This is a genomic window from Mucilaginibacter sp. (genome assembly GCF_041660805.1).
Classification (GTDB): Bacteria; Bacteroidota; Bacteroidia; order Sphingobacteriales; family Sphingobacteriaceae; genus Mucilaginibacter.
Genome location: NZ_JBAZVP010000001.1, coordinates 284273 through 297344, shown reverse-complemented (window position 1 = coordinate 297344; position 13072 = coordinate 284273). Strand labels below are relative to the sequence as shown.

General features: G+C 40.5%; 13 protein-coding genes. 2 read left to right on the top strand and 11 right to left on the bottom strand.

The window, feature by feature from the left end:
• Positions 1–2 precede the first annotated feature (2 nt).
• Positions 3–2081 (top strand): M56 family metallopeptidase, encoded by a 2079-nt coding sequence (locus WC743_RS01385; RefSeq protein WP_373009933.1) that lies wholly within the window; start codon positions 3–5, stop codon positions 2079–2081.
• A gap of 116 nt (positions 2082–2197) precedes the next feature.
• On the opposite strand, the gene msrA is transcribed toward WC743_RS01385, so the two are convergent.
• From msrA to WC743_RS01340, 9 genes are all read right to left on the bottom strand, one after another.
• Positions 2198–2854, bottom strand: a complete 657-nt coding sequence (gene msrA, locus WC743_RS01380) for a peptide-methionine (S)-S-oxide reductase MsrA (RefSeq protein WP_373009932.1) — start codon at positions 2852–2854, stop codon at positions 2198–2200.
• Positions 2855–3021: 167 nt separating this feature from the next.
• Positions 3022–3258 (bottom strand): DUF3820 family protein, encoded by a 237-nt coding sequence (locus tag WC743_RS01375; RefSeq protein WP_373009931.1) that lies wholly within the window; start codon positions 3256–3258, stop codon positions 3022–3024.
• A gap of 24 nt (positions 3259–3282) precedes the next feature.
• Positions 3283–4224 carry an MBL fold metallo-hydrolase gene (locus WC743_RS01370; RefSeq protein ID WP_373009930.1) on the bottom strand — a complete coding sequence of 314 codons (942 nt, stop codon included), beginning with the start codon at positions 4222–4224 and terminating at the stop codon, positions 3283–3285.
• A gap of 101 nt (positions 4225–4325) precedes the next feature.
• A complete protein-coding gene (locus WC743_RS01365) occupies positions 4326–5510 on the bottom strand; it encodes an aldose epimerase family protein (RefSeq protein WP_373009929.1) in 1185 nt (394 codons plus the stop codon).
• 18 nt (positions 5511–5528) lie between these two features.
• Positions 5529–6578: a family 43 glycosylhydrolase gene (locus WC743_RS01360; protein ID WP_373009928.1), complete on the bottom strand. Its 1050-nt coding sequence runs from the start codon at positions 6576–6578 to the stop codon at positions 5529–5531.
• A gap of 11 nt (positions 6579–6589) precedes the next feature.
• The gene (locus WC743_RS01355) at positions 6590–7459 is read right to left on the bottom strand and encodes an HAD-IIA family hydrolase (protein WP_373009927.1); all 870 of its coding nucleotides are present in this window, start codon (positions 7457–7459) and stop codon (positions 6590–6592) included.
• A 119-nt stretch (positions 7460–7578) separates the two neighbouring features.
• Positions 7579–8616, bottom strand: a complete 1038-nt coding sequence (locus WC743_RS01350; protein WP_373009926.1) for a hypothetical protein — start codon at positions 8614–8616, stop codon at positions 7579–7581.
• A 103-nt stretch (positions 8617–8719) separates the two neighbouring features.
• Positions 8720–9100 (bottom strand): GxxExxY protein, encoded by a 381-nt coding sequence (locus tag WC743_RS01345; protein ID WP_373009925.1) that lies wholly within the window; start codon positions 9098–9100, stop codon positions 8720–8722.
• A 96-nt stretch (positions 9101–9196) separates the two neighbouring features.
• Positions 9197–10555, bottom strand: coding sequence for a glutamine synthetase family protein (locus WC743_RS01340; RefSeq protein WP_373009924.1), 1359 nt, complete (start codon positions 10553–10555; stop codon positions 9197–9199).
• 86 nt (positions 10556–10641) lie between these two features.
• On the opposite strand from WC743_RS01340, the gene WC743_RS01335 reads away from it, so the two are divergent.
• A complete protein-coding gene (locus WC743_RS01335) occupies positions 10642–11049 on the top strand; it encodes a gamma-glutamylcyclotransferase (protein WP_373009923.1) in 408 nt (135 codons plus the stop codon).
• Positions 11050–11076: 27 nt separating this feature from the next.
• On the opposite strand, the gene WC743_RS01330 is transcribed toward WC743_RS01335, so the two are convergent.
• Together WC743_RS01330 and WC743_RS01325 are read right to left on the bottom strand one after the other, a co-directional pair.
• The gene (locus WC743_RS01330) at positions 11077–12087 is read right to left on the bottom strand and encodes a glutamine synthetase beta-grasp domain-containing protein (RefSeq protein ID WP_373009922.1); all 1011 of its coding nucleotides are present in this window, start codon (positions 12085–12087) and stop codon (positions 11077–11079) included.
• Positions 12088–12362: 275 nt separating this feature from the next.
• On the bottom strand, positions 12363–12893 hold the full coding sequence (locus WC743_RS01325) for a hypothetical protein (RefSeq protein WP_373009921.1): 531 nt from the start codon (positions 12891–12893) through the stop codon (positions 12363–12365).
• Positions 12894–13072: the final 179 nt, after the last annotated feature.

The window sequence follows — 13072 nt, the reverse complement described above, 5'->3', positions numbered from 1 at the left end:
CTATGCCAACGTTGTTTGTTTTTTTGTTTAAAGTAAATATTGCTCTGCTGCTTTTTTGTGCCGGTTATTACCTGGTGCTCAGGCATCTTACCTTTTATTCGCTTAACCGGGTTTACCTGGTTACAGCAATTATTTTTGCAACGCTATACCCTAAAATTGATCTTACTGGTTTTGCGCAAAAACACGAAGCGCTTACACGCCCGGTTCAAAATGTGGCCCTGGTTTGGCAGGCCCCGGCTCAGAAACTGGCCACCCACCCCGACTACTGGCAATGGGCCGAATATGTTTTTTGGGCAGGCGCCGCTTTATTGGCCATAAGGTTAGCTGTACAGTTATTCTCCTTATTAAAACTATACCGAAGCTCTAAACCGGCCCATATTCACAACCATGATGTTAGGTTGATGAATGGCGATGCCGCGCCGTTCTCTTTTTGGCAAAGCATTTATGTTAACCCGGCTAACCACACCCCTGCCGATCTGGAAGCAATTCTGTTACATGAGCAGGTACACGTTAACGGCTGGCACACTATTGATATACTCCTGGCCGAACTAAGCAGCATTTTCTATTGGTTTAATCCCGGTATATGGCTCATGAAGAAGGCTGTGCGCGAAAACATTGAGTTTATTACCGACCGTAAGATACTGAACAAGGGCTTTGACAGTAAAACCTACCAATATAGCCTGGTTAATGTGAGCTTTAACAACACAACACCGGGCATTGTAAACCATTTTAATATATCAACCATAAAAAAACGTATAATTATGATGAACGCTAAAAGATCTTCGAGGTTTAACCTCACCCGGTACGCATTTGTAGTACCTGCCGTAGTGGCTTTATTATTGGTATTCACGCTGTCAAAAGCCGAAGTTACCAAACCTATAAGCATCAAAATATCAAACGCTATTAAACCGGTAACCATCGCACTTAAGGAGGCGGCTACTACTGCAATTACTAATACAAAAACTGCTATAAAGGAAACTAAAGCCGCCATTAACGCCGCCAAAAGAGATACCGTTTTAAAGAGCACTTTTTCCTTTGCCTCTATAATCAATGAAAAACCTGCTGGTGTTAAATTGAAAGCAGATAGCGTGTTTCTTGCATTTGCCTACAACAAACCTGATACCGGTAAAAAAATGACTCTCTTTTTAAGAACCACTGACGGTAAGAACGGTGTAGATTCAATGAACTTTGTGCTGAACGGTAAAAAAATAAGCAGTGCCGAATTTAAAAATATTGACCCTAATAAAATATCTGCTGTAAATATTGTATCACAGGATGCCATTGATGGTCTTATTGGCCCTGATAATGATTTAAATTTTGATAACAACCGCAATGTACTTTTTATCACTACAAGCGATTCTGAAGCTGGTAAAAAACTAATGGAAAGATTAGGCAAGCGCCGCCAGATAACCGGCATCAGGATAAACGGAGTAAACAGGCCGGAAGGAACTGTTACTGATGCTGACTTTGCCATTGCATCTTCCTTATCTGGCTTAACAGGAGCAATTAACGGGCAACAACTTGCAGCAGTAAGAAGTGTAAAGGGTAACAAATCTTTAAAGGAAGTGGTTGTAAGAGGCTACCAAAGCAGGCCTGATTTAAATGAGGTGGTTGTAAGAGGTTACCAAAGTAAACCTGATTTAAATGAGGTTACTGTACATGGCAATAAACTTTACACTACAGATAGCGATGTAACAGTTACCGGTTATGCCTCCGGAAAATTAGCAACAACTAACAGACTAAAACTTTCAGGCAGGCCTGCTAAAACGGTTGTTATAAGGGACTATCCAAGCGGCGGAGACAGAGTTTATCTGCGAGAATCAGCAGGAAGTATTAACGGTACAGGTGTTTCTGTTGAAACCATTGACCGTGAAACAGGTGCTGTAGTAACGCCGGTAGCGATGTCAAACAAGTTATATATTATTGATGGTAAGGAAGCATCTGAAAAAGCAATGAAAAAATTATCAGCCTTTGATATAGACCGGATAAATGTAAGCAAGGATACTGATGTAATTAAACAGTATGGCGATAAAGCCAAAAATGGTGTAATATTCATTTACACCAAGAAACTAAAAAAGTAAAAGTTAATAGTAAAAAGTTAATAGTTAACCTAAATTGAAAAAGGTTGATCGGGGCGAGCCCGATCAACCTTTCTTTATATAATAATAGCTGAGTGCTATTAATTACGAGCTGGAAATTATTTCTGAAATTCCGGCTTTAATTCAGCTTTCATCGCTTTACGAAACTTCATCACCTTGGGTATTGATACACTGCTGATGTAAGGATTATCGCCATTGGTACGGTAATAGCCCTGATGATAGTTCTCGGCGGCGTAAAAGGCCTTAAATGGCACTACTTGTGTAACTATAGGATTTGGATAATGCTTTGTGGCATTCACCTTTTTAATAATTCCCAACAAGGTATTCTTCTCATCATCATTACGATAGAAGGCAATTGAACGGTAATCTGTACCCTCATCTGGCCCCTGACGGTTAAGCGTGGTTGGGTCATGGGCAAAAAAGAAAGCTTCTGCTAATGTAGCATAGCTTATCACCTTGGGGTTGTAATAGATCTGCGAAACCTCGGCATGGCCGGTTGTACGGGTGCTTACTTCCTCGTAGGTTGGGTTTTTAGTATTGCCGCCTGCATAGCCGGAAACAACCTTGTTAACGCCCTTTAATTCAGACATGGCCTCGCTCATGCTCCAGAAACAGCCGCCGCCAAAAGTGGCAATCTGTTCCCCTGCTGCGGGTTTTGGTATGGGTGCAATACTGTTTCTGCCGGTGCTTGACTGACCGTTAGCGCACCCTAAAAATAATATTACTGATGCAAAATATAATCCTAATCGTTTCATGACTTTTTGTTAAATCTGTTTTATACAATTTACGCAAAGTTTCGCCGGGCGGTTGTTGGTGAACGTCATCCTAAGGTAAACAACACAGCGGATCGGCCTCACCTAAATCCTCTCCAAAGGAGAGGACTTCAAAATTTATTTAAGCCTCACCTCTCTCAGAGGAGAGCTTACCTGCCGTGTTTTTGTTTGATCATGAATAAAAGCTTATCCAATCCGTTTATCTTAATTTCGTAGGCACTTGAAAGCAACATACCCAGCTTGCCCGGCGGGAAACCTTTCTTCTGCATCCACTCCAGGTAGCTTACCGGCATATCGCAAATTAAAGTGCCTTTATATTTACCAAAGGGCATGCGGGTATTAACAACGTCAATTAATACGGTTGGGTCGGCATTTACATTTTCCACTGTGTAAATGTAAAACAAATATGGCTATGCCCAGCTTTTACTAACTTTTCTCACAATTAAAAAACTCGCGATAGCAGCGGTAACTGCCAGCGCCGCTTTTAAATTGATGGTGATCTGGTATGGTGGAATATAACGCACCCCTCTCTCATCAGATACGGCAGCATGGCCCACATACCGGCCTTTTTCCGGCACGGCAATACTTTCAAACCTGTTAGCCAAAAAGCTTAATTCTGTTTGCAGCTCATTACCACGCATTACGGGCCCGTGGCCTGTTGCCGCTATACGGGGATGTAATGCCGCTAATTTTCTGACTGATTTGCCTGCGGCTATCCAGTCTGTAGTAAAATACCTGGGCGGGCCGGATAACTTCTTCGCGTAGGTAAGCAAATAAAAAGCCGATTCCGGCTGTGTGGTCGTAAAGGCATCACCCGCTATTAACGTAGCATTCAACGGAAAAAATAACGATATATGACCGGGTGTGTGTCCGGGTGTGTGTATCACCTTCCATTCCGGCAGTTCGGGGATCCCATCGTACGGGTCTATTTCACGAATATTCTTACTTACATCAATTGCCTTTGTTGGGAAGGCAGAGGAGATAAAGCTCATAAAACCGCCGCCTGCATTTGGGTCAGTAGGCGGATAGTCTGATTTACCTGTTAAATATGGCAGCTCAAGCGGGTGTGCATAAACCGGCACATTCCAATATTTTAAAAGTTGTTTTAATGAACCTGCATGGTCTGCATGCCCATGGGTAAGCACAATTGCCGACGGCCTTGTACCTAGGCCAAACAAAGTTTCGGCCATAGCGATGATCTTTTTGGCCGAGCCTATGAGCCCGGTATCAACTAAAACCCAGCCTTTGCCCGCGTTACGGCGGTTAGCTATCATGTATACATTTACAAATAGCTGCCGCATGCCCCAAACGCCCTGCGCCACCTGAAAATACTTCACATTGTTATTTAGCATAATTTATAATGATTAATAGCATAACAATAGGCGGGGTAAAATGGTTTTTCCAAAAAATTCTCTATCATGCCAAATAGCATGATAGAGAATTAAACTTAATTTTACTTTACTACCGAAAACTTATAAATAGATTGGGTACGGTAAGTTTGCCCCGGATTTAAAACGGTAGTTGGGAACGACATTTGGTTTGGTGAATCAGGATAGTGCTGTGTTTCCATTGCAAATGAAGTACGGAACTCATCCTTCTTGCCGCCCTTCATTTCGTTTTTTCCCTGCATAAAATTACCGCTGTAAAACTGCATTGCCGGTTCTTCTGTATAAATCTCCATTTTTATACCGCTTTTATCACCAATAACAGTGGCTATTACGGTGTTAATATCGTGTTGGTTCAGTACAAAATTATGGTCGTAACCATTACCATTTTTTAGCTGTTGATTTGAGGTATTTATTCTCGCTCCAATGGTTGTTGCCTTAGTAAAATCAAAAGGCGTACCTGCCACTGGCTCTACTTTTCCGGTTGGGATCAGGGTACTGTCAACAGGAGTATAATTGTCGGCATGTATCTGCACCAAATGATCCAATATGGTACCGCTGCTTTCGCCATTCAGGTTAAAAAATGCATGGTTGGTTAGGTTAACAACGGTTGTTTTATCAGTTGTTGCTTCGTAGCTTACCTTCATAGCGTTATCATCAGTAATGGTATAGGTTACCTTTACTTTTAAATTCCCCGGGAAACCGCCTTCCATATCTTTAGCTAAATAGCTCAGCTCTAAAGTTGCGCTATCAATCATTTTAGCATCCCAAACTACCGCCTGGAAACCCGGCTTGCCACCGTGCAGGGTATTAGGGCCATTGTTTGTAACCAATGTATATTCCTTACCTCCTAATTTGAATTTACCTTTTGCAATACGGTTACCAAACCTGCCTATGGTTGCGCCATAATAGGGTTCTTTTGAATTTTCAAAACCTTCAACACTTTCAAAACCTAAAACTACATCTGTTAGCTTGCCGGTTTTATCGGGCACTAATAAGCTCACAACACGGCCGCCATAATTGGTTATGGCAGCTTCCATACCATGCTTATTTTTTAAGATATATAAATGCGTTTGTTTGCCATCAATAGTTTTTTCAAATGCCGATGCAGGCGGTAATTTTGGTGTTGTGGCAGTGGTAGTTGTGCTGTCAGTCATGGTAGTGGTGGTTTTAGTTGATTGATTACAGGCAGCAAACAATATGCTGCAAGCAATAGCAACAGCCAAAGATGGTTTTTTAAAGGAGCTTTGCATAATATTTTTAAAGTTTTGTTAATTGGTTTGTGATGGTATAGTTAATGGCGTATTCTCTTTAACAGGTAACCCAAAATTTGGCGTACCGTTTTTATTCCATGTAAATTTTTGCATTCTTGGTGAACGGAACCCTCCGCAGCCCTGCCCGGGTTTTGAATTGGCGTGGTAAATTATCCAATCTTCCTTACCATCAGGCGATTTAAAAAATGAGTTGTGGCCGGGCGCGTATACTCCATTCTCTTCTGATTTTTTGAATACCGGCTCTGGCGATTTTTTCCATGAACGGGGATCAAGCAGGTCGCTGTTTTCTGATGCGGTTAGCATCCCCAGTGCATAAAAGTCTGTCCAGCAGCCACTGGCCGAATAGATGAGGAAAAGTTTATCCTTATGCTTTAATATCTCCGGGCCTTCGTTTACGTTTACATGCGGCGGATTGCCGGCATCATGCAAGTCGCCGTATTTTTCCCAGTCATAAAGCGGACTTGATATTTTTGAACGCTTCCCTTCAATCGTCCATGGATTTTTCATTTTTGCAATGTAAATATCCTGCTGGCCATTTTCGTCGCCTTCCCATCCGGCCCATATTAAGTATAACTGGCCTTTATGACTAAATACCGAACCGTCTATAGCCCATTTATCTGTATCGTCAGATATTTTACCTTTAAAAACCCAATCACCTTTTAGCGGATCCGGCGATGCATTTTCCAGCACATATAAGCGGTGATTATTGTTATTACCGTCATCGGCAGCAAAATACATATACCATTTATGATTAATGTAATGCAGTTCGGGCGCCCAAAGTTCTTTTGAATAATTTGTGTTTGGCGGCGGCGTCCACACAGTTTTCTTTTCTGCCGATCTCAAGTCTGCCAGGCTCTTTGTCTTTCGGATCACCAGGCTATTCTGCGAAGAATTGGTGTAATAATAATAACCATCCTGATAGATCACCCATGGGTCGGCACCTGATGGCAGTAAAGGGTTGGTAAAAGTTTTTTTATCCGGGTTTTGTGCAGGCGATACATGTACTATCGCAATTACAAAAAGTATACTGAAAATTAACCTTTTCATCAGTCAAATATTTAAAATTCAAAAGCATCGGGGCCTATTACCGCGCTATCACATATGTAGGTGGGCACTATCCCGGTAGCGGTTATCCTGTTTTCGGCATCTGCCGGGCGGGTATTGCCTGATAATACCAGCACGGTATCTAACCCAAATTTATTGCCGCCAATAATATCTGTTTGCAGGGTATCCCCTACCATCACTATTTCCTTTTTACTAATATTACGATAATTACGTATCATATCATAAGCAAACATAAACATTTGCGAATCGGGTTTACCAAAGCGAATAAACTGCTTACCTACAATGGCTTCTATCATCCCGGCCAAGCCACCAATGGCGACACCCACGTCTGTTAGCGATACCGGGTAGGCATAATCTGTATTAGCAACAATAGCCGGTATTGTTCGCTTTCTTAATAGGTTAACCGTTTTATTCAGGTCGTCGCACCAGTCAAAGCCTTCATCATCCATAAATACCAATACGTTCACTTTATCAATATTGCTACTGTCAATATCCTTTACCGGCAGGGTATGCAAACCGGCGCTTTCCAGGTAATGTGCCGAATCTGCCGTACCCAGATAGGCCACTATCCCATCATTAACTTTAAGGTCGAGGTATTCTTTGGTAAGCATTCCCGATGATATGATCCTATCGGCAGCAACCGCGTACAAGCCCGATTTATGATAAGATTCGGCCAGTTGTGCCGGACTACGGGAAGCATCATTGGTTACAATATAGTACTCTTTCTTTTGCTCTTCCAGATAAGCAAAGGTTCTTTCAATACCCGGCAGCAGCCCTGAATGGGTTTTTAGAACGCCAAACGCATCAAAAAAAATAATTTCGTAACGGTCAATTATAGATTTAAAGTCTTCAATGCGTTTCATTTATTTTGGTTGTAGAGGTTGTAAGAGTTGTAAAGGTTAAAAATTACCGGCATCATTTAATAGGTTTAAAATAGTAATGTTTATTAACAACTTAAACTTTTATAACCATTAAAACCTCTCTAACTTAACCCCAGTGCTTTAATTATTTTATCGGCATCAAAATCCCTGTCTACCGATGGCAGGTAGATCTCAAATGCTTCGGCCTGCAGCTTTTTGGCGTATTGCTCATTAAAAAAATACGTACCGTCTTTTATTACATAATTCAATATAAAAAACCGGTAGGCATCTTTCAGGAACCTTATTTCATCGGCGGTTACAGGGTTAACTTTATGATACTCTTTCAGGAAGGTGATAAACCTGTCTTCCATCATAGGCCCAATCACATAACTGAACACCGTGCGGTCGCCGGCATCAGATACCACGCGGCTAAAAAAATAAAAGTCGAGCAAACGATAGCTCATCCTAAACCAGTCATAATCCCAACGGGAATAAAGTTCCAGATCTGGCGTTACCGAGAAATTGCCGATGTTCCAGTCAATAAACACGGGAATGATCTCAAACGAGCTCATGTTATATTTAGACCTGTTCTTTAAAAACTGCTCGCAATGATATTTCAGAAAATCAACCTGCATGGCCGTACCAAACTTACGTTCATTCTTTTCCAGTTGCCTTTGCAGGTCGTAAATATCTGTACGTAGGGTTTTAGATGATTTGGGCAGTACATTCTTTACCCTGGAGCAGGCTTTATGGAATTTACCCAGTTGATTGCCCAGTTTTTTTATCATCTCATCATCCAACCGGCGGGGCAGCCTGTCCAATATACGGGTAGGGTTATAAAACACTACCCATGCATCGGTTTTGCCCTGCTTGTATCGATATACATATACCCTGTTGTTTTTTAATAAAGATTTAGCCAGCAGGTTCTCAAATGGGTACAAAAGGTTGTTTGACAGAGAATGTATAATGCGGTGATCTTCTTTAAAATGCTCGAATTTACCAAAGAAGGAGAGTTTAGCGATGATGATATCCTCGTCATCAAAAGTGATGCGATACACGTGGTTAGTTGAAACCATCGCGCTGATATCCTCAATATTCTTTATGATTTTTGAGGCATCATATTCTTCCCAGGCCTTTTTAATTATAATTGAAGAATCCATTATGCATAGATACTAAAAGTTTATTTTAACCACAGAGGTCACAAAGTTTTTTCACAGAGTTCACAGAGACCTGGCAATTAGTAAATGAGCTTTTGTTTATTGCTCACAAAGAGCCGTTAATTACCCGTTTTATGCCGTCTTTTAGTTTTACAACATTGAAATTTATTAACAATCCCAATTTGTAATTACCAAGTTTCATATATGTTAAGGTTTGAGCCAGGTGTACATCATTAATTGTTTCTACACATTTTGTTTCAACAACCACTTTGTTCTCAACTAATAAGTCAATTCTATAACCGCAATCTAATTTTACTTCTTCAAACACAAGCGGCATTGCCTTTTCCTTTTCTACGTAAATTCCAGATTTAAACAATTTATAAAACAAACACTCTTTGTAAGCGCTCTCCAATAAACCCGGCCCTAAAACCTTGTGAACTTCAATCGCAACCCCAATCACATGATTAGATATTTCATTCTCTGTCATATTATACTTATACCCTTCAAAAATCTTAATTATACACCGTTAAAGCTTTGTGCTCTCTGTGCTCTTACCTTCGTGTACTCTGTGGTTAAATATAATCTATATGATTTCAAAATACCTCTTTAATTCCCAATCGCTTACGCTTTTGGCGTATTGGCGGTGCTCCCAAAGGCGGGTTTGGGTAAAGTGCTGTACAAAACCTTCACCAAATAATTCTTTAGCTATAGCCGAGTTTTGCATAGCTGTGGCGGCATCAAACAGGTTGGCATGCAGGCTGCCGTTGCTTTTATCCTGATAACCATTGCCAACGGTTGGCGCAATATTAAGCTTCAGTTTATTTTTAATGCCATATAAACCCGATGCCAGTGCTGCCGCTATAGCCAGGTAAGGGTTGGTATCAGAACCGGGGATGCGGGTTTCCAGGCGGGTATAACCGGCTGTAGTATTGATCACCCTGAGGGCTGTAGTACGGTTATCCATTCCCCAGGTAATAGTAGTTGGTGCCCAGGCGCCTTCAACAAGGCGTTTGTAGCTATTTATAGTTGGTGCGTACATAGGCAGCAAATGCGGCATACAGTAAAGCTGCCCGGCCAGATATTGCTTATGCAGCTCGCTCATTTTATTTATATCCGCACCATCATAGAACAGGTTTTGTGACTGATCTTTAGTCCATAAGCTTTGGTGAATGTGGCCGCTGCAACCCGGTAGATCGGCATTCCATTTAGCCATAAACGTGGCGCTGATGCCATGTTTACTGGCAATTTCTTTTACCGCGGTTTTAAACAGCACCGCTTTATCCGCTGCTTTTAAAACCTCGTCATGCATAATGGCTGCCTCATATACTCCCGGACCAGTCTCTGTATGCAAACCCTCAACCGGAATATCAAAACGGGTAAGCAGGTTAAACAGGTCGTAATAAAAATCGCTGTTTTGCGAGGTGCGTAATATAGAGTAGCCAAACATACCCGGAGATAGCGGCTCCATATTGGCAAAACCTTTTTGCTGCAGGCTTTGGGGCGTTTCTTTAAAGTTAAACCACTCAAATTCCTGTGCAAACTCGGCATGGTAACCCATATCCTCGCATTGGCGGGTGATCCGTTTTAATAAACTGCGGGGGCAAGCCGGGAGGTCTTTTCCATCCGGTCCGCTAAAATCAGCCAAAAAAAACGGAATATCATCCTGCCACGGAATGGTTCTAAAAGTAGAAAGGTCTATAAAGCACAATTTATCAGGGTAACCACTGTGCCAGCCGGTAAGCTGCACATTATCATAAGTAGCATCATTGCTATCCCAGCCAAAAACAACATCGCAAAAACCATAACCGGCCTGCATGCCATCCAATAGTTTCTTCTGACTGATAACTTTGCCCCGTAAAACGCCGTCGATATCGGCAAAGGCAAACTTTACCTTCTGAACATTATTCTCTTTAATATATGCAATTACCTGTTCCTGATCCATTGTTGTGAGATATAAAATGCCAATTTAAGCAAGATAAAAATAATATGAATGATATATTATTTACATCGTAAGCCTATCTTTAAATAATGACTCATCTCTTATTTGTTTACGGCACACTTTTACAGCCCGGTAGCGGGTTAGCACAATACCTTATAAGCAACAGCACTTATTTAAACACAGGTTATGTTAAAGGAACCTTATATGATATTGGTGAATACCCCGGATTAATAATTAATGAAGAACCTGGCCGGGTATACGGAAGTATTTATGAAATAAGCCACGAAGCTTTAAAGCAAATAGATGATTATGAAGGGTACGGCCCCGATCAGGATGAGCCTAATTTATATATCCGTTTGATGATGCCTGTTGAAACAACTAACGGCATAACATATGCCTGGGTATACGTTTATAATTTATCTGTTGATAACCTGCAGATGATCAGTTCAGGCAACTACATGGAATATATAGCGCAAAAAAAATCCCCCGGTTTGTAGCCGGGGGATCTGTAACAATATGGGGTATTAAACTTTTGCTGATTTTACAGTTTTGATAATAACAGCAGCAACTTTGTACGGATCGGCCGCTGAGTTAGGGCGACGATCTTCCAGGTAACCACTCCAGTCATGATCTACTGTGTATAATGGGATACGGATAGAAGCACCACGATCAGATACACCATAGCTGAAATCAGTTATAGAAGCAGTTTCGTGTTTACCGGTTAAACGTAACTCGTTATGAGCACCATATACAGCAACACACTCAGCTACTGCAGGGCGGAAAGCCTCGCATATAGTTTCAAATGTAGCTTTGCTATTTGCTGTTCTTAATGTAGTGTTTGAGAAGTTAGCGTGCATACCAGAACCATTCCAGTCTAAAGTACCTAATGGTTTGCAATGCCAGTTAATAGAAACGCCATAGCTTTCGCCAATTCTTTCTAATAAATAACGGGCTACCCAAATTTGGTCACCTGCTTCTTTAGCGCCTTTAGCAAAGATCTGGAATTCCCACTGACCTGCTGCTACCTCAGCGTTGATACCTTCAACGTTTAAGCCTGCATCTAAACATACATCTAAATGTTCTTCAACAATTTCGCGGCCGTAAGCATTGTTAGCACCTACTGAACAGTAGTAAGGGCCTTGCGGACCTGGGTAACCACCAGCCGGGAAACCAAGCGGTTTGTTAGTTTCAGGATCCCATAAAAAGTATTCCTGCTCAAAACCAAACCAAAAATCATTATCATCATCCTGTATAAGCGCGCGGCCATTTGACTCATGAGGCTGTCCTTTTGAATCTAATACTTCGCACATTACTAAGTAGGCATTTTTTCTTTGGGGGTCTTTGCAAATAAATACCGGTTTTAAAACGCAATCAGATGAACCACCCGGTGCCTGTTCTGTTGATGAACCATCAAAGCTCCAAAGCGGGCAATCTTCTAATTTACCGCTAAAATCCTTTTCAATTTTCGTTTTACTACGCAAGCTTTGAGTTGGTTTGTAGCCATCAAGCCAGATGTACTCGAGTTTAGTTGCCATTTTTTTTAATGATTTGTAATTTAGTTTTAAACTATAGTTTCTTTAAGAGTCTTTTATCTCAGTATTTACAGTGCGAATTTAAATTATTTTTATAAATTTCATAGTAATGTTAATAATATTTATAAAAATTAACAATAAATCATTGGTAAAATTCTTAAATCAATTAAAAATCTGCAAAATTATTCTGCATGCATAGTAATTTTCTTTCAAAAATATAAAAAACAAAAAAGCCGGGCATTCATTTACAGAACACCCGGCTTTTTATATTTAATACCTTAATTACCAGAAGCCACACCCCAATAACAGGCGTTTCTTATCTTTTTCAGTACAATCTCATTTGTTTTTAGCTCATTTTTCTCATTCCCTGATGCATTTTTAAGAAAATACAGTTTCGCCAGGCTATTATCATATATAAAGGATGATAATTTTTTATCGTTTACCCCTTTTTCCACAATATCTAATCTTAATGCACTGGTAGAACCTTTGCCATTTGTGGTATCAGCCACCTCTTCTGCTTTTACCCAGTTTACGTTGTAAATAATATTTTTTGCAATTGCACCAGCAACACTTGTCCGGTAATTATCAGTTGACTGTACCACTTGTATTAAACATTTTACACAAGGCTCAGAAACGGTAGCGTTGCCATAATTCTTTTTAGCATTATTAATTACACTATCTTTTTTACCGTTAACAACTACAGTTTGTTTAGTAATATTTGATGACACCGGCTTTGGTTTATTACGATTGCATGCGGCCAGGGCAATATAAAACATTGCGGCTAAAATAATTAAGGCTGATCTGCTCATTGGCTTTTAATTGGTTGTACTATATATACAGTTGTACAATTATTTTGTGTTGATTTAACAGCTAGCCGATTTGTTTTATCAGTTAAACATCAAATAATTTAACTGATTGTTATTTTAAGGTTATTTGATAGAGGGTTTTCAGGTAAAATTTATTAAAATTGCCTGATTTATTGGGTAAG